The sequence below is a fragment of the Shewanella sp. FDAARGOS_354 genome, assembly GCF_002209245.2.
GTDB lineage: Bacteria > Pseudomonadota > Gammaproteobacteria > Enterobacterales > Shewanellaceae > Shewanella > Shewanella xiamenensis.
Map to the genome: position 1 here is coordinate 2,005,321 of NZ_CP022089.2, position 17,868 is coordinate 2,023,188.

The following is a 17,868-nucleotide window of genomic DNA, read 5'->3' on the forward strand; positions in this document are numbered from 1 at the left end:
CCATTTTAGGTTTGTGCGTCAGTAAACCGCAGATCATCATGTAATACCAACAACATTAGATATCTAATCAATTCGGACTATCACTGGTATTTCAATCCAAGGTGCATTGACGCGACTTCCTTTTAAGTCAATGCACCATGTGGGCACAATGCCTGTGAGGCTCACAAAGGACGACGAATATTCACTATATAAAGCGCTTTATGCACTGACGTTGGCTTGTATAAACCCTCTCCCTATTGCTTCAAAACAACCTTATTAACCTGACAAAAACCGCTAATACTAAAGTAGATATCACACTAAATATGCCGATGAACAGGATAAACACTCGTTTAAATAGCAATAAAAAAACTAATATTTTTAAAAAGTTAGAAAAATAAAAATGCATTACTTTTCTTATGGGTAATGCTAAAAACCACTCTCCAATATCCACACAAAAATGATACCATTATCACATAATTAGCCGACCCCCATGAGAGTCGGCACAAGCTTTAGCATTACATTTACCCTAATCATAATATCGGCCCAGAATGGACACACGAAATGAGCCAGAGTAACCCTAGTCACAATAAAATCAGTAACAACCATCATCACGCACAAGAGATCCGCCTCACTCCTCAAGACGAATTGATATCCACCACAGATACCCGCGGGATTATTACTTATGTTAATCAACGATTTGCCGAAGTATCAGGATACAGTGCCGAAGAATTAATTGGGCATCAGCATAACAAAGTACGTCATCCCGATATGCCTAGTGCCGCTTTTAAAGAGATGTGGCAAAAACTAAAATCCGGCCAATCTTGGCGTGGCATAGTTAAAAATCGCTGTAAAAATGGCGATTTTTATTGGGTTGATGCCTTTGTTTCTCCCGTGTTTGAGAATGGCACAATTGTTGGTTATCAGTCGGTTCGTCTGCAACCGCAGGCAGCCTATGTCACTAGAGCAACAGCTATTTACCGCAGGTTATTGGACAATAAATCCATTACTAAGCCACTTAGTTTAATGCAAAAACGTGTTGTCTCTGCTGTAGTTGCATCGACAGGATTATTAATTGCGGGTTACCTTTGGGGTTGGGGAGTGATTATCGCTGGCGCGATTTTAATGGGCCTTAACTTAGCTATCTTCTACGATGAAGCCTTTCGTATTCCGGCCAAGTTGATTGATATGCAAACAAAATACGATTCTATTAGTCGCTACATCTACTCGGGAGCTGACACCTCATCGATTCTCGATTTTCAATTGATCTTATTACAAGCCAAGATGAATGGCGTACTCGGCCGCACTCAAGATCAAGCTAATCAATTGCATGCGATAGCCGATCAACTTGTGGTCACCACTGAACAAACCTATGCCAGCCTAGATCAAGAGAAAAACCAGCTCGAGCAACTGGCAAGTGCAATGGAAGAAATGAGTTCGACGATTACCGAAGTTGCTCAAAACACTCAACGAACCTCAACCAGCATTAATACCGCCTATGATCTCTGCCTAAAAAGCAGCGCCAATATGAAGGCTAATACCCAAAAGGTCGAACAGCTGGCTAAATCCGTCGCCGATGCAGCGAATAATGCCAATCTGCTTAATCAAGAAGCTGAACGAGTTGCCAGTGCCATGGGTGAGATTGATTCTATTGCTGAGCAAACTAACCTGCTTGCCCTCAATGCCGCCATTGAAGCCGCGAGAGCGGGTGAACAAGGGCGCGGCTTTGCGGTGGTGGCCGATGAAGTGCGCGCCCTATCGAGCCGCACTCAGTTATCGACCAACAGTATTTCGCAGAGTGTCGATAAGATGTTCAGCATGTTAAATGCGTGGGCAAAAGAAATGGAGCAAAGCCGCCAACATGCAGAGCAATGCGCTAACGACATTCAAACCTCCGCCAAAAACGTCAACACCATTTACCAAGAAGTCAGCGAGATCCACACCTTTGCACAGCAAAATGCGGTGGCCGCCGATCAGCAGCGCCAAGTGGTGCATGAAATCACCAACAATATTCATTTCATCACCCAAAGCAGCAGTGAAAACCTCGCGGCAACGCATCAGATTGGTGATGCCGCCAATCATTTAAAACACAGCGCTGAAAAAGCACTTGGCCTACGCCGCGCCTTTGGCTAGCTGTAATGCCGCGCGATTGTCGACACACAATAGCGCGGCATCCTTTATCCAAGCCAATCCACGCCTTAAGTTAATCCTCTGATTATCAGCAAAACAGCAGCAATATCGTTATAAACGGCCAAAGGGTTAAAAAGTACAGGTTTTAACCGAAAATTTTGCTATACTCCGCGCCCGCCATTTTTCTGACCGCTAAGCGTTAGAAAGGCACAAACAAGTGCGTTAACGTTCGCCCATGGCAGAATACTTTGCTGTAAAAGTGTCTGTAATAGGGTAAGGCGCTTGAATGATTGAATGAGTGAATGACAGGAATCCAAAATGAGATTTGAATCTTTTAGTTTTTGCCCCGAGATTTTACGCGCTATCTCAGATTGCGGTTATCAAAAAATGACACCGATTCAGCAGCAAGCGATCCCAGCCATCCGCCGCGGCCAAGATGTGCTCGCCAGCGCGCAAACCGGCACAGGTAAAACCGCCGCCTTCGCACTGCCGATACTACAAAAAATGGTTGAAAACCCAAGTGAAACCTTAAAATCTAACACGCGGGTATTAATCCTCACTCCGACTCGCGAACTTGCCGCCCAAGTAGCAGAAAACGTTGAAGCCTACAGCAAGTATTTAAATTTCAGCGTATTAACGATCTACGGTGGCGTAAAAGTTGAGACTCAAGCGCAAAAGTTAAAACGCGGTGCCGATATTATTGTCGCGACCCCTGGCCGTTTACTTGAGCACCTTACCGCCTGTAACTTAAGTCTGTCCAGCGTTGACTTTTTAGTGCTCGATGAAGCCGATCGCATGCTGGATATGGGCTTTAGTGCCGACATTCAAAAAATTCTTCAAGCGGTCAATAAGAAGCGTCAAAACCTACTGTTTTCAGCCACCTTCTCCAGCGCAGTGAAAAAACTGGCTAACGAGATGATGGTCAAACCCCAAGTGATCAGCGCCGATAAACAAAACACCACCGCAGATACCGTTAGCCAAGTGGTGTATCCGGTAGAGCAGCGTCGTAAACGCGAGCTATTATCGGAGTTGATTGGTAAGAAAAACTGGCAACAAGTGTTAGTGTTTACCGCGACCCGCGATGCAGCGGATACTCTGGTTAAAGAATTAAATTTAGATGGTATTCCCTCTGAAGTCGTCCACGGTGAAAAAGCCCAAGGTAGCCGTCGCCGTGCGCTGCGCGAATTTGTATCCGGTAAAGTACGTGTGCTAGTGGCGACCGAAGTGGCCGCCCGCGGTTTAGATATTCCCAGCCTTGAGTATGTGGTCAACTTCGACTTACCCTTCCTTGCCGAAGACTATGTTCACCGTATCGGCCGAACAGGTCGTGCAGGTAAAAGTGGCGTGGCGATTTCATTTGTGAGCCGTGAAGAAGAGCGCACCCTAGCGGATATTGAAAAGCTAATCGGCCAAAAAATTCGCCGCATTACCGTTCCAGGATATGAGGTCGGTAGCCGTGAGTTGTTGTTAAAACAGCTGCAAACCCGTCGCAGTTTTGCCAAAAAACAACAGCGACTCGACAACGTCAGCGAGCAGATCATCGCCGAAAAAAGCATGCAGGGCCGCCGCGTGAAAATGAAAGTTGGTCAAGCCCCAAGCAAAGGCAAAAAACTCAAATAATGTTGTGTTGATAACTATCTTAACGCGCTAATTTAATACACTAATAATAATGTTAAAGCGTCCTTAAACGGACGCTTTTTTATTACCATTTAAAACCTATCTGACTCAGAGTGATTTGCGGACATCTTGTTCTTATTGCAATATCCGAGTGATAGCACTGATTAACAAACCCAATAAATAACGACAAATACTGCAATAAATTTCGCATCTCGCCGTTCTTATTTCTACGTTTACTACCCATGCTCAGTCCACCCAAGCACACAGGCTAATAACGGTTTACCGTTAACAGCAGAATATTTAATTGAAACAAAAACTAATGACAAGGAGATATGCTCTAATGCAGTCCACACTACAGCGCTTTTTACTGACCATAAGCCTACTGCTCGGCAGTTTTAGCACGCTCGCTCAACCTATCGCCAAAGATGAATATTCGGTTAGCCCACTACTCAATGGCGAGCAAATCCCCGCAATCACTTTGCAAGACATGAATGGCCAAAATGTTGATTTAGCCAAATTAACGGCACAAAAACCAACGATTTTCTTCTTTTACCGTGGCGGCTGGTGCCCGTTTTGCAACAACCAAATGGGACAATTAAAAGCGATCGAGCCAAAACTCATTGAAATGGGTTTTCAATTAGTGGGTATATCACCCGATACTCCAGCACTGTTAAAAGCCTCGGCGGCGAAAAATGAGCTGAAATACTTATTACTTTCAGATGAAAAAATGCTTGCATCGCAAGCCTTTGGGCTTGCCTTTTATACCAGCAAGCAAGTTACTGAGACTTACCTGAGCCGCTTAAAACTGGATAATCCACTTTGGACAACGCCCGAAGGCGATAAAAGATTAGTCCTGCCAGTACCGGCAATTTATATTGCTGATACTCAAGGATTAATCCATTTCCAATATGTGAATCCCAACTACAAGGTGAGACCTGCGCCTAAGTTGATTCTGACGGCGGCTAGCCTCGTCGGTGCGCCATAATAATCCATATCCCACCCAAGCAGCCGCTAAGAATCGTTATCGATTTAGCGACTGCTTTGCTAAACTAGCTCCGCCGCAATAAATATCGCCCCAATTTAATCAGATCAATCCCTTTAGCCCGCGGCGGAGCCACAATGAATTCTCAAACCTATAATCAAGCCATACTCGAACTCGCACTGGCGGGGCTTACCGATTTAACCACTTCAGCTCAAGCCAAAAAAGCCCAACGCACACCCGCACAGGAAAGCCATTTTTTATGCAACTGGATGGTTGAGGCCCTGAAGGAAAAACGCTTTTCAAAATTGGTTGCCGAGGATCTGACCACGTGGATCCGTATGGCTCGCAGCCAAGGTGCTGGCGCCGAACTTAAGCGGTTATTGGAAAGAATTGTTCATCAATATCAGAGCGTTGAAAACTCGCACGTGGAGTTAGGTACGGCGTTAAACGCTATGATTGCCGAGTTGACTGAGCGCGAGTGGTTAGTGTTTACCGATACAGAAATTAATACGAAACTGAAGCTAGACGGCGATGGCCAATCGAGCTTAGTCATTGATGTAAAAGAATTTACCCAGCATATTCAAGATAATCAGCTCATCAAACCCATCAACTTATATGTCCGTGCCGATGAGCAACAGTTGACTCAAATCGCCCTCTCCCATGGTTTGTTGATAAGCCAGGGCAATAAGAAAACGAGTCTTATCAAACACCATAAGACCTATCGAATTTATCCTCACAATCAGCAACCTGCATTGTGCCAACTGTTGGCTTAACGGCTGAAAACTGCTTGAATAGGTAAACTGCGCCACAGATAACCATTTTTTCACAACGAAAGAATACAATGTAGCGTAGTAACCACTAAGCTCGATCAACCAAGGAGTGAAGGACTCGATGGGTAAAGGAAGTATTCTCTATCGTTGCCTCGTTAAAGGCGTTTTATTACTGATTTTGTTTGCCCCTCAGTCCTATGCAGAACAACTCAAGTACAACATTACTGGCTCATATTCTTGGTATCCGTATTTTATTGCCAATCAACCCGATGCTCCGGGAATAATTTCTGAATTAATTCCGCAGATTTTATCCTTAGCGAATATTGAGGGAGAAAATCTGTCCTTGCCGCCCAAACGGACGAACAACGCCCTTGAAACGGGTCAATTAGATTTTGATGTGGTTAGCCCCAGTTGGTTTGAAAACCAAGATTTTGGTCCCTTATTCGTGAAATCCGATCCCATCATGCCTATCACTGAGTACGTAGTGACCAGACCCGAAAATGTTGAATCCTTTAAAGAAATCACTGGAATTAAAGGCAAGCAAATCGGTACCGTCAGGGGATATTTGTACCATGACGACAAGGAGTTTATCCGTGTCGATTTTACCTCTGAACAAGAGTTGATTAAGGCATTAGATAAACACCGCATCACGGCCATTATCTCGGGTAACTATCCCGCCTTATATTGGTCAAACAAGCTTAAGATCCCCGTTGGATTAGCCGCGGTGCATTCTGATGGCGTACTGGTGCTAAGGCTACGGAAAGAGCATGCTGCTCTACTACCTGCGCTCAATCACGCAATAGCGCAGCTAAAAGCCAATGGAAAAGTAGAGCAGATTATCAACAAATATACCCAAGCCTTCGCAAGCTAAATCGATAAAAGCTCATGTTTCCAAGTACTCACAAGAAAATGGCTCTGCAATAACGCGGCAAGTATGCGGCAACTTTAGTCTTTTCAAATCGCAAAGATGCAATGGATATTCAAGAGGATTTCGCGTTTAGTGCAACCTTAGGTTTTAACACCAAACGCTGCCCCTGATTAAGATGGGTTGTGCAGGCGACCCGCAATAAAGAAGCAAAGTTAGCCACTTCTCCGTGGCGAGTTAACACCTCTCGGTAAATACGGGTTAAAAATACCGCGACACTCAGCTCGGCATCTTCGGCAATCTCTTCAATAATCTGCCAAAAAATCGCCTCGAGGCGCACGCTCGTCACCACACCATCGATGCGAATGGAGCGGGTTTTGAGTTCAAACAGTTCAGGTTCGGCACCGGAATAGATTTCACACACAATATTACTCCCCAAGCAGCTATTGCGCTTTGCTCCAGCCATTGCGCCTTACTTAAGTTCCCAGAGAATACTCAACTTAAGCCTCTACCCGAACTGTTATGCCATAAATTACACAGGATGAGTATCGCTAATTCAATAACTTGTTAAACTGCGCCAACCATGCAGGATGCGCTGGCCATGCGGGCGCGGTAACTAATTTGCCATCGGTAATTGCCGCAGTGACTTCAATATCACAATATTCGGCGCCAGCTTGTTTCACCTCGGGCGCGCAAGCGGGATAGGCTGACACTTTTTTACCGCGAACCACATTGGCCGCCGTGAGTAACTGCGCGCCATGGCAAATAGCCGCAATCGGTTTATCTTGGGCGGCAAATTCAGCCACCAAGGCAATCACCGCAGGGTTTAGGCGTAAATACTCTGGCGCCCTACCACCTGGAAGCAACAGCGCATCAAAATCACGCGCGTTCGAACCGGCAAAATTGCCATTTAAGGCAAATAAGTGTCCTGGTTTTTCGGTATAGGTTTGGTCGCCTTCAAAGTCATGAATTGCCGTTTTAATGGTTTGCCCCGCCACTTTATCGGGACAAACAACCGTTACATTGTGACCCACCATTTGCAGGGCTTGGAACGGCACCATTAACTCGTAATCTTCAACAAAATCACCGGCGATGATCAAAATATTGGCCATGAGAAACTCCTTTTATTCGATAAGGGAAAACGCAACAGCGGATTTCACTCTACTCCGACCATTAAATTTAGGGTAATAGTGGAATACTACAAATCGATACAGCCGTTTCAGGCATAAAAAAGCGCCCGTAGGCGCTTTAGTCTTTGGTGATTGACCACTCTTAATTATTTATCTTTGGTTCAATCATGGCCTGTTGCTGACTATAACCATTCAGCCCAGTGTTGGCCGATTTCACCACATTTAAGGCCTCGGTCGTCAGTGCATTATTGCCATTGAGCAGATCGTTCAAAGTACCAGAATCCGCTTGGACTAAGCCTAATTCACGTAGCATGGCATCGACAACTGGCGCATTGGCGCGATAGTTTAAGGCTGCGCTAGTCACTTGTTCAGCGATACCACCTTGGTTGATGGCGGAACCATCACCACCCGTAGCAAATTGATGAGCAACACCATAACCTTGAAGAATTTTAATACCTTCGATGTTTTCCAATGGTTTAACCGCTTGAGCAACAATTTCTGGCAAGGCTTTTAAGATCGCAAGGGATTTTTGCAGCGCAATCTGCTCATCACGCAGCACGTTTTCGGCTTCGTACAGAGCTTGTTTACCTGCCGCTTCAACGGCATAGACTTTTTCATCCGCCTCGGCTTGCAGTTTTTTCGCATCGGCACTGGCACGCGCTTCAATCAAAATCGCACTCGATCTGTCTTCCGCGGCACGTTTCTCGGCTTCAGCTTGCACAGTCACACCAACAGCATCGCGCTCCGCTTCCTTACGGGCATCAATCACTTCAATTTCTTTGCGACGATTGGCTTCGGCTATTTGGCGCGCTGTAATTACCGCTTCTTCTTTCTCCACTTTCAATTTTTCCGCTTCTGCTGCGCGGGCACGGGCGGCCGACTCTTCTTCCGACTTCGCGGCTACCGCGATGTGTTTTTCCTGCTCGGCGACTTCGATATCACGTTGCTGTTGAATACGCGCCTGTTCGATAGATTTACGTTTTTCAATCTCGCGGGTTTCAATATCTTTGGTCTTTTCAATTTCCGCGGTTTCGATTGCACGTTCTTTGGCAATTTCGGCTTCACGTTCTTCACGCGCCTTGTTTTCTTTTTGCTTAATAATTTCAGCTTTTTGCTCGGCGCGCTTAAATTCGAGTGACTGTTGCTGGATAAGACGTGCTTCTTCTTCCGACTTTTCAATCTCCAGCGATTCTTTTTCAGCCTCTAAGTTACGCTGCTCAATCTTAATGCGGTTTTCCTGCTGAATATCGTTGGTTTCTTTACGCTTTTCTTCAATGATTTTAGCTAGACGCGCGCGACCTTCTGCGTCGAATGCGTTGTTTTCATTGAAAAACTGCAAGTCGGTTTGGTCAAATCCCGTCAAGGAAACTGATTCAAGTTCTAAACCGTTTTTCTCTAAATCGTTCGCAACGTTGTTCTGCACCCGTTGTACAAAATCGGCTCGCTGCTCGTGCATCTCAGTCATAGTCATCTCGGCAGCAACGGCACGCAACACGTCGACAAACTTAGATTCCATCAGCTTTTTCAGCTCTTCCACCCGCGTGGTACGGGTACCTAAGGTTTGTGCCGCCATCGAAATGCCATCAGCATTAGGTGCCACCCGCAAATAAAAGTCTGCTTTAACATCAACCCGCATACGATCTTTGGTGATCAGTGCATCTTTTTGAGTTTTTTCCACTTCGATACGCAGGGTATTCATGTTTACGGCGATGGTTTCATGCAGCACGGGCAAGACGATTGCACCACCGTCTTTAATGATTTTTTCACCACCAAAACCAGTACGCACAAAGGCCATTTCCTTCGTTGCCCGTTTGTATAACTTGGCGAAAATCAGACCAATCACAATCAGGCCAATCAATACCATTGCGGCAACCAACAATATAAAATTGCTCGAACTGGTGACTTCGTTTAACACATCCATTTGCTTTCCTTCTTCATTAATAGCTTTGGAAAATTAATTATCAAAGCGAGTCGCAGACCAGACTCTTCCCTCTCTTTTAAGCAGCACCACTTGAGTACCACTAGCAAACTCGATACCTGAAGTTTCAGGCTCGACTAATACATAATGTTTTTGTTGATGTTTATCGCGAACAACCGCTTCCGATGGCATGCCTTTAATGGCGCAGCCTAAGGTGATAGTGCCGACATAACCGCTTAAGTCATCAAGGGAGATGGCGGTAGATTCATTTTTGGGGAGCAAATCAGCCAGCACTCGGCCAAGATAGCGACAAGACAATGCACTGCCGACTACGGCGATAGGTAAGGTAAATAGTTGCGGCAGCAAGGTAGCCGAGACTATTAAGCTAATGTAATTAACGAGATAGCCTGCAATGGCAAAACTGGTTAGTGCCAGCACAAACCAGATAAGCAGCGGCAAACGATTGAGACAAAGCCAGCCAGCAATCCCTGTGAGTCCGCTACCACCAATATCAGCATCATACTCAACATCAGCAGGCACCCACTGGTCTAAGGCGCTCATCATACTTAATCCTATGACGAGTGATAAGGCTTCAAAAACACCAAGGACAAGCACACAGGCGAAGGCAATAGTGTAAGGTAGGTTAGGCTGTTCAACTAAAAACGCCCACATAGTCATCTCCTTGAACGATACAGCAGTCCATTTACTTCACTGTAATTATCAACTTACGAGTGACAGCATAGCAAGGCAAGCTTAGTTTCCAAACAAAAATTTATCCTAAAGCAGATTTGAATAACTCCCCATTACGCCATAATGGCGTGAGCCGTTATGGTCAATAATGTTCACGTCCTCCCTTTAGGGGTCTAGTGTGCTTTTGACTGCATGATATTATCATGCTGTTATTGTTATTTTTCGTGCTAATAGATAACGACCGCACCTTAAGATTGAGTCTATGGATACCGCTATGAACACCAAACAACCTACGCAAAGTTACGATAAACTTACGGCGCATTTCCAGAAAATTTCACATTTTGAACATTTTAGTGCGCTAGGTGATTGGGATCAGGCAGCAATGATGCCCTTGGGCGGCGGCAGTGAGCGTGGCGATGCCATGGCCGAACTCGCATTGCATATCCATACCCTTAAAACGTCCCCTCACCTTGCTGAAAATCTCGCTCTTGCCGCGCAAGAAGCGCTTACCTCAGAACAACACGCCAACCTAAGGGAAATGCAATATCAGTATCAACAGGCGACTCTAGTGCCTGGTGAGCTGGTTCAAGCCAAAACCAAGATGGCCTATCAGTGTGAAAATGCCTGGCGTGAGCAACGTAAAAACAATGATTGGCAAGGCTTTAAACCTAATCTTAAGGCGATAATCGCCCTTGCGAGGGAAGAAGCTTTAATCCGCGCCCAAGCGCAAAATATTTCCCCCTATGATGCCCTGCTCGATAAATTTGAGCCTGGCATGGCTACCGCAAAGCTTGAGCAAACCTTTGGTAATTTAAAAACTTGGCTCCCCACGCTCATCCAAAATGTACTCGAAAAACAAGCCGGTGAGCCAACACTTAAGCTTAACGGCCCCTTCGATATCAAGGCGCAGCAAGCCCTTGGCCTCGATGTGATGGCGTATTTAGGATTTGATTTTAACCATGGCAGGCTCGATATCAGTAGCCACCCATTCTGCGGCGGTGTACCGAGTGATGTGCGCATCACGACGCGTTATAACCAAGCCGATTTTAGTAGTGCTATCATGGGCATAGTGCATGAAACTGGCCACGCCCGTTATGAACAGGGTTTACCGAAACAATGGCGCGGTCAACCCGCAGGACTGGCTCGTTCCATGGGCGTCCATGAGAGCCAAAGCTTATTTTGTGAAATGCAGCTCGGTGCCAATCCCGCGTTTTTACGGCAATTGCAGCCACTGATTAAACAGCACTTCGGCTGCGATTTCAGCGCCCAAGACTTGGCAAGACACTACACCCGCGTCAATCCAGGGCTTATCCGCGTCGATGCCGATGAAGTCACCTATCCTTGCCATATTTTATTACGCTTTGAAGCCGAAAAAGCCTTTATCGACGGTAGCTTGAGTGTGGATGACCTACCCGACTTTTGGTCAAGCCAGATGCAACAACTGCTCGGGATCAATACCGATGGTAACTATCGCGATGGGTGTATGCAGGATATCCATTGGGCAGTCGGTGAACTTGGCTATTTCCCTAGCTATACCCTAGGCGCCATGTATGCTGCTCAGTGCCGTTTTGCAATGGAGCGAAGTTTAGGCCCTATTGAAAACCTTATCGATAACGGTCAGTTATCCCAAGTATTTGACTGGCTTGGCAAGCATATTTGGTCCAAAGGCTCATTACTGACAACGGATGAACTCATCATTCAAGCCACGGGCGAGCCGTTAAACAGTCAATATCTGGCTAAGCATTTAACTCAACGCTATTTGGGCTAAATGCAATAGCGCTAGGTCATAAAGCGTTGGCAATAACACTCTAGCGCTTAGACTTGGCGCAATCGCATCACTATCGGAGTTTCAAAGCTTTTGCTGCGATTTGGGTATATAATCCCGGACTTATTTATTCAAACTGCTTTTGGACGGAAAAAGGTCGACCATGTTACTGCGTGCAATCACCCCACAGGATTGGGATGCTATTTTACAGATCCAGGAGGAATGTTATTCTCAACTGGATCCTGAACCCCTGCATGTATTGCAAAGCAAGTGGCACGTATCACCTCAATCCTGTTTTGTATTTGAGGTAAATGACACAGTGGTGGGCTATTGTCTTGCTCATCCTTGGACCACCAATATGCCTCCCGCACTTTATGAGCCAATCACCCATTTACCTAAGGCCGATACTTTGTATCTGCACGATATTGCGATATCGGCAAAGGCTCAAGGTTTAGGCGCGGGGTCTAAAGCCTTAATGCGTCTAAAGCAGCTTGCCGATCGCTTTAACTTGAGCTCCCTCTCCTTAGTGGCAGTGCAAGGCGCTGATAGCTATTGGCGCAAAATGGGCTTTAAACCTAAAGCCATAGAGAAATGCCTTAGTAGCTACACTGATGATGCCATGTACATGATTTATAAACTTAATCATCGAGAAGAATGATGAATCCAACCCTGACGACTATCGGTTTACTCTGTCTTAGCAATATTTTTATGACCTTTGCTTGGTACGGACATTTAAAGTCCTTAGGCTCAAAGCCTTGGATTATCGCTGCCTTGGTCAGTTGGGGCATCGCCCTGTTTGAATACCTACTGCAAGTGCCGGCTAACCGTATCGGCTACACAGTGATGAATGTCGGACAATTAAAAATCCTACAGGAAGTCATTACCTTAAGCTTGTTTGTGCCCTTCGCCTACTTCTACATGAAGGAACCACTGAAACTCGATTATCTCTGGGCGGGTCTGTGCATCCTCGGTGCGGTGTATTTTATTTTTAGAAGCGAATTTAATTAATTTCAGAACCATTTCAGGACTTATTTCAGGAGATATCCATGGCGCGTCAAGTGACTTACACCTTCAAAGGTGAGACGAAAACCATTGCCTTTAGTTATGCTAAACACCACGATTTATACGAGGCCGTAGCGGAGGCCGAAGGTATAGACTTAACCAAGTTTCTGGCGATGGAGCAACAAATTGCCATGACCTCACGCAAAGGCGCCAAGGCTGAAAAAGATTATCGCAAAGTCGAATTTGCTCGCTTTGGGTTTAGCAATATCCACTTTGTACGTGATGAAGAACCCGAAGCCTAAACCTTATCGTCATTTATCCATTTAGAATTAGGATCGCCGATGTTAAATGCTGAACATGCCAACTTTCCCCGCGCCGGATTCTTTCGCCGCCTAGGGGCAATGATCTATGACCTACTGCTAGCGGTAGCCGTATATATGTTTTCGGGCGCTATTGGCTTTGGTATTTTTTTTGGACTCACAGCCTCTGGCCTCGTTAGCATGAATGGCTTTGAGCATGTGTCCGACGCCCTCAATGGCACACCGATTTACCATGGGATTTATCAACTTTGGTTAGCGCTCTGTGTAGGCACTTTCTATGCGCTATTTTGGAGTAAGGGCGGCCAAACCCTCGGAATGCGCGCCTGGCGCCTTAAGATCCAGCACCCAAACGGCCAAAATCTAAGCCTTATCACCGCCTATGCACGCATCGTCTGGTCATTACTCGGCATTGGTAATCTGTGGGTGCTTATCAACGACGATAAACTCGCACTGCAGGATATGATGACCCGTTCTGAAGTAGTTGTGTTATCCAAAGAAGCTAACCAAATGCGTAATTGGCATGGCGCTTAAATTTAGCAGTTAAATCTCACTGTTAGTCGCTTATAAAATTGTCCCAATAAAAAACGACGCCATGGCGTCGTTTTTTTATTACCCGCGTTTATCACCGCCGGATAAAGTAAAAGGCAATACCCGTAAATAGTAGACTTGGCGCCATCGCCCCGACATACGCAGGTAGTTCATAAACAATACTCATGGGGCCAAATATCTCATTACTGATATAAAAACTAAATCCAGCAACCACACCGAGTAACACCCGCGCCCCCATAGTCACTGTCCGCAACGGTCCAAATACAAAGGATAACGCCACCAGCATCATCACCCCTACGGTAACAGGCTGCATCACCTTGCGCCAAAGGGCTAATTCGTAACGACTTGGGTCTTGGCTATTGCTATTAAGATACTCTAAGTATCCCATTAAGCCGCGTATCGATAAAGCCTCAGGCTTAACAGATACCACACTGAGCTTGTCAGGCGTTAAACTTGAGCGCCAAATATCTTCATCTAAATGCTCAAGTTTCACTTCGTCATAGCTTAAATCGGTACGCTTAACATCCGAGAGATGCCAGCTGTCTTTACTGAACAATGCACTTTTAGCATGCACGACATTGGTGAGCTTTAACTCACTGTTAAACTTATATAAAGTGATATTATTGAGCTTATCGATATCCGCAACTTCACCAATATTCACGAACAAATCACCATCCTTTGCCCAAATACCTCGGTGAGATTTAATCAAACTGCCACCGGAGAGCTTGATGGCCTGAAGTTCATTAGCCTTTTGCTCCGCAATTGGGGCGCCCCACTCACCCAATGCCATTACCATCAGCATCAGCGGCACGGCAGTTTTCATCGCCGATAGCGTGATCTGCAAACGCGACATGCCCGATGCTTGCATGACGACAAGCTCCGAATTAGAGGCTAACATCCCCATACCGATCAAGGCACCTAACAGCACGGCCATCGGAAAAAACATTTCAATATCGCGGGGCACAAGGAATAGCACATAAATCCCCGCGTCCATCATAGTGTAAGTGCCGCGGCCCACTAAGCGCAGTTGGTCTACCCACTTAATAATGCCCGACAAACCTGTCAGCACCAGTAAACATAACGCCGAGGTGCTTAATAAAACTCGGGCGATATAAAGGTCTAAAATCTTCATGCAGCCACCTTTTTACGCGCCATTGCCGCTGATAAACGGGCAAATAGGGGCCTGTCTTTACCGAGCAGTAAAATCCCCATTATCAGTGCCGACAAATGGATCCACCACATGCCTAAATACTGAGGAATAACGCCATCTTGCAGCGCTTTACGACCCGCAACCATCAGACCAAAATAACCTAGGTACAAGAGAACAGCGGGGAGCATTTTGGCGAACTTGCCTTGTCGCACATTGACCCGAGCCAAAGGTACTGCAATTAAGGTCATAATAGGAATCGCCAACGGAATTGCTAGACGCCAATGAAACTCAGCAACGGCTTCAGAACCTTCTACTTTCATCAAGTCTGCCAGCGGTAAAGCTGAAAGTTTACGGCGACGTTCATCAACCTGTTGTTCTTTGATTTGCATCTTATAGCCACCAAATTCAATCATTTGGTAGTCTTTTTGTTGTGGGCTGCCCTGATAACGCACCCCATCATTGAGTTGTAACTGCTGTGAGCCATTTTGATCTTCATTAACGCGCCCCCCCTTGGCAACAACGACGTTAGTCAAGCCAATTTCGTCATTTGGATCGGGGAGTTGGGCCACAAATACTTTTTCAAGCTCATTATCCTTGCCAATGCGTTCGACAAACAGTACCGCACGGCCATTGGGGCTGGCCTGAAAACGCCCTTGCACGAGCGCGGCAAGGCCTGCTTCAGATTGTGCTTTCTCCAGCACTTGGTTTTGTTGCTCCTCCGCCCAAGGCGCAACATAAAGGGATAAATATCCAGTAAACAACATGTTAATAACGGCGAGAATCAAAGTAACTCGGGTAACATACCATTCACTCACACCAACACCGTGCAGAATGACCATTTCATTCTCGGCATACATGCGACCATGGGCCATTAATATCCCAAGGAATAAGCTTAAAGGTAAAACCAGAACAACCAGATAGGGTAAATTAAGGCCTATCAAGGTGGCGATGAGAGAAGCGGGAAATTCACCGTCTGAGGCGTCGGCTAATATGCGCACGAAATGCTGGCTAATAAAAATAGTTAACAGTACAAAAAGTACCGCAATTTGCGCCTTTAAAACTTCTCGAATAAGGTATCTAAATACAATCACAGGTAGGATCCGGTCTCTAAACTTATCTTTTTGCTGGTAACAGACTAACTTTCATGTAAACTGTTTACTTTTGGTAGTTTTCTGACCAACTTCAGGGGTTCCTGGCTTACATTAAATGTCACGGCTTTTTCACAAAAACGTGACTCAAGTGCCGAGAATAAATCACCTTTGGAGTAATAACTTAGGCCCTTTTCGGGACAAGCAGACATTATCCAATAAATATAAAAATTTGTCTTTAAGAATCTAGGAGTGCTCATGGAGTTTAGCGTAAAGAGCGGTAGCCCCGAAAAACAACGCTCAGCCTGCATCGTTGTCGGTGTTTATGAACCCCGCCGTCTATCCGGTATCGCCGAGCAATTAGACAAGATTAGCGAAGGGTATATCAGTAATCTACTGCGTCGCGGCGATTTAGAAGGTAAGCCTGGGCAGATGTTATTACTGCACCACGTTCCTAATGTATTGAGTGAACGAGTGCTGTTAGTCGGTTGCGGCAAAGAACGAGAACTAGACGAGCGCCAGTACAAGCAGATCATCACTAAAACCATCAACACCTTAAATGAAACAGGTTCAATGGAAGCCGTATGCTTCTTAACCGAGTTACACGTTAAAGGTCGCGATACCTATTGGAAAGTTCGCCAAGCGGTCGAAACCACCAATAGCAGTTTATACAGCTTTGATGCGCTCAAAACCCGTAAAGGTGAGACCCGTCGTCCGCTGCGTAAATTAGTATTTAATGTGCCAACACGTCGCGAATTGACCTTAGGTGAACGCGCGATTGAGCACGGCATGGCCGTTTCTGCCGGTATGCATTTATGCCGCGATGTGGCTAACATGCCGCCAAACATCTGCAATCCAGCCTATTTAGCTTCTCAAGCTCGCCAATTGGCCGAAGTTCACGAAAACCTACATGTATCAACTGTAGGTGAAGAGCAAATGGCGAAACTCGGCATGAACTCTTACCTTGCCGTAGGCCGCGCCAGCGCCAATGAATCCATTATGACAGTGATGGAATACAAAGGTGCCGTCGACAGCACGGAAAAACCTATCGTATTGATTGGTAAAGGCTTGACTTTCGATTCAGGCGGTATTTCATTAAAACCGGGCGAAGCCATGGATGAAATGAAATACGACATGGGTGGCGCTGCTGGTGTGATCGGCACCATGAAAGCCATTTGTGAGATGAAGCTACCGATCAACGTCGTCGGTATTCTCGCAGGCTGTGAAAACATGCCATCGGGCAACGCTTACCGCCCAGGTGACATTTTAACCACCATGTCAGGGCAAACCGTTGAAGTACTGAACACCGACGCCGAAGGCCGTTTGGTACTGTGTGATGTGTTGACCTATGTTGAGCGTTTCGACCCTGAACTGGTGATCGACACAGCAACACTCACTGGCGCCTGCGTGATTGCCTTAGGTAAACATGCTTCTGGCCTGTTCTCATCACACAATCCACTTGCGCACGAGCTACTCAATGCAGGTGAGCAAAGTGGTGACCGCGCATGGCGCATGCCACTGTGGGATGAGTACCAAGATATGCTCGATAGCCCATTTGCCGATATGACCAACTTAGGTGGTCGTCCAGCGGGCGCGATTACTGCGGCTTGTTTCCTCTCGCGTTTCGCGAAAAAGTACAACTGGGCTCACCTAGATGTCGCAGGTACGGCGTGGAACAGCGGTGCCAATAAAGGTTCAACCGGCCGCCCAGTACCGATTTTGACTCAGTTCCTGATCAACCGTGCTGGCGTCGAATTAGGCGAATAATCCCTAACAAGACCAAAGGGCGAAGAAACATTTCTTCGCCTTTTTTATGCCGCAAAGAAAGCGAAATGCCACTGAGACTAATGCGATTAACTATCTGTTCATTCAATTTGATTTCGTGAGAAGAGTTAACAACAACCTAGATGTGAAAG

At 46.0% G+C, this 17,868-nt stretch carries 17 protein-coding genes; 11 read left to right on the plus strand and 6 right to left on the minus strand.

Annotated elements, in window-relative coordinates; translation table 11 throughout:
* Nucleotides 1-540 precede the first annotated feature (540 nt).
* From CEQ32_RS09040 to CEQ32_RS09060, 5 genes are all read left to right on the plus strand, one after another.
* Nucleotides 541-2,109 (plus strand): methyl-accepting chemotaxis protein, encoded by a 1,569-nt coding sequence (locus CEQ32_RS09040; protein ID WP_055647342.1) that lies wholly within the window; start codon nt 541-543, stop codon nt 2,107-2,109.
* Between the two features lie 315 nt (nt 2,110-2,424).
* Nucleotides 2,425-3,726, plus strand: coding sequence for a DEAD/DEAH box helicase (locus CEQ32_RS09045; protein WP_037415712.1), 1,302 nt, complete (start codon nt 2,425-2,427; stop codon nt 3,724-3,726).
* 337 nt (nt 3,727-4,063) lie between these two features.
* The gene (locus CEQ32_RS09050; RefSeq protein ID WP_037415710.1) at nt 4,064-4,708 is read left to right on the plus strand and encodes a peroxiredoxin-like family protein; all 645 of its coding nucleotides are present in this window, start codon (nt 4,064-4,066) and stop codon (nt 4,706-4,708) included.
* A gap of 134 nt (nt 4,709-4,842) precedes the next feature.
* Nucleotides 4,843-5,478, plus strand: coding sequence for a DUF2913 family protein (locus tag CEQ32_RS09055; protein WP_037425436.1), 636 nt, complete (start codon nt 4,843-4,845; stop codon nt 5,476-5,478).
* A gap of 118 nt (nt 5,479-5,596) precedes the next feature.
* Nucleotides 5,597-6,346 (plus strand): transporter substrate-binding domain-containing protein, encoded by a 750-nt coding sequence (locus CEQ32_RS09060; RefSeq protein WP_037415702.1) that lies wholly within the window; start codon nt 5,597-5,599, stop codon nt 6,344-6,346.
* Between the two features lie 109 nt (nt 6,347-6,455).
* Here the strand turns inward: CEQ32_RS09060 and CEQ32_RS09065 are convergent, their stop codons facing one another.
* The 4 genes from CEQ32_RS09065 to CEQ32_RS09080 form a co-directional block, all read right to left on the minus strand.
* Nucleotides 6,456-6,764, minus strand: a complete 309-nt coding sequence (locus CEQ32_RS09065) for a ribbon-helix-helix domain-containing protein (RefSeq protein WP_037416089.1) — start codon at nt 6,762-6,764, stop codon at nt 6,456-6,458.
* 127 nt (nt 6,765-6,891) lie between these two features.
* Nucleotides 6,892-7,452 (minus strand): DJ-1/PfpI family protein, encoded by a 561-nt coding sequence (locus CEQ32_RS09070; protein WP_037425433.1) that lies wholly within the window; start codon nt 7,450-7,452, stop codon nt 6,892-6,894.
* A gap of 160 nt (nt 7,453-7,612) precedes the next feature.
* Nucleotides 7,613-9,391, minus strand: coding sequence for a flotillin family protein (locus tag CEQ32_RS09075; protein WP_088585884.1), 1,779 nt, complete (start codon nt 9,389-9,391; stop codon nt 7,613-7,615).
* 33 nt (nt 9,392-9,424) lie between these two features.
* A complete protein-coding gene (locus tag CEQ32_RS09080; RefSeq protein WP_088585885.1) occupies nt 9,425-10,060 on the minus strand; it encodes a YqiJ family protein in 636 nt (211 codons plus the stop codon).
* A 292-nt stretch (nt 10,061-10,352) separates the two neighbouring features.
* Here CEQ32_RS09080 and CEQ32_RS09085 point away from each other — a divergent pair, with 292 nt between their 5' ends.
* The 5 genes from CEQ32_RS09085 (at nt 10,353) to CEQ32_RS09105 (ending at nt 13,696) form a co-directional block, all read left to right on the plus strand.
* Nucleotides 10,353-11,846 carry a carboxypeptidase M32 gene (locus CEQ32_RS09085; protein WP_088585886.1) on the plus strand — a complete coding sequence of 498 codons (1,494 nt, stop codon included), beginning with the start codon at nt 10,353-10,355 and terminating at the stop codon, nt 11,844-11,846.
* A 160-nt stretch (nt 11,847-12,006) separates the two neighbouring features.
* Nucleotides 12,007-12,501, plus strand: a complete 495-nt coding sequence (locus tag CEQ32_RS09090; RefSeq protein ID WP_088585887.1) for a GNAT family N-acetyltransferase — start codon at nt 12,007-12,009, stop codon at nt 12,499-12,501.
* On the plus strand, nt 12,501-12,851 hold the full coding sequence (locus tag CEQ32_RS09095) for a DMT family protein (protein WP_037415674.1): 351 nt from the start codon (nt 12,501-12,503) through the stop codon (nt 12,849-12,851). The genes CEQ32_RS09090 and CEQ32_RS09095 overlap by 1 nt, the downstream gene beginning before the upstream one ends.
* A gap of 38 nt (nt 12,852-12,889) precedes the next feature.
* Complete coding sequence (locus CEQ32_RS09100) at nt 12,890-13,147, plus strand: DUF2960 domain-containing protein (protein ID WP_011071581.1); 258 nt, start codon at nt 12,890-12,892, stop codon at nt 13,145-13,147.
* Between the two features lie 39 nt (nt 13,148-13,186).
* Nucleotides 13,187-13,696 carry an RDD family protein gene (locus tag CEQ32_RS09105; protein ID WP_069454493.1) on the plus strand — a complete coding sequence of 170 codons (510 nt, stop codon included), beginning with the start codon at nt 13,187-13,189 and terminating at the stop codon, nt 13,694-13,696.
* A gap of 91 nt (nt 13,697-13,787) precedes the next feature.
* Here CEQ32_RS09105 and lptG read toward each other — a convergent pair whose 3' ends face one another.
* Together lptG and lptF are read right to left on the minus strand one after the other, a co-directional pair.
* Nucleotides 13,788-14,846 carry an LPS export ABC transporter permease LptG gene (gene lptG / locus CEQ32_RS09110; protein ID WP_037425424.1) on the minus strand — a complete coding sequence of 353 codons (1,059 nt, stop codon included), beginning with the start codon at nt 14,844-14,846 and terminating at the stop codon, nt 13,788-13,790.
* Nucleotides 14,843-15,955 carry an LPS export ABC transporter permease LptF gene (lptF, locus tag CEQ32_RS09115; RefSeq protein WP_037415652.1) on the minus strand — a complete coding sequence of 371 codons (1,113 nt, stop codon included), beginning with the start codon at nt 15,953-15,955 and terminating at the stop codon, nt 14,843-14,845. The genes lptG and lptF overlap by 4 nt, the downstream gene beginning before the upstream one ends.
* Before the next feature lie 255 nt (nt 15,956-16,210).
* On the opposite strand from lptF, the gene pepA reads away from it, so the two are divergent.
* On the plus strand, nt 16,211-17,719 hold the full coding sequence (gene pepA / locus CEQ32_RS09120) for a leucyl aminopeptidase (RefSeq protein ID WP_047538030.1): 1,509 nt from the start codon (nt 16,211-16,213) through the stop codon (nt 17,717-17,719).
* The last annotated feature ends 149 nt before the right edge of the window (nt 17,720-17,868 follow it).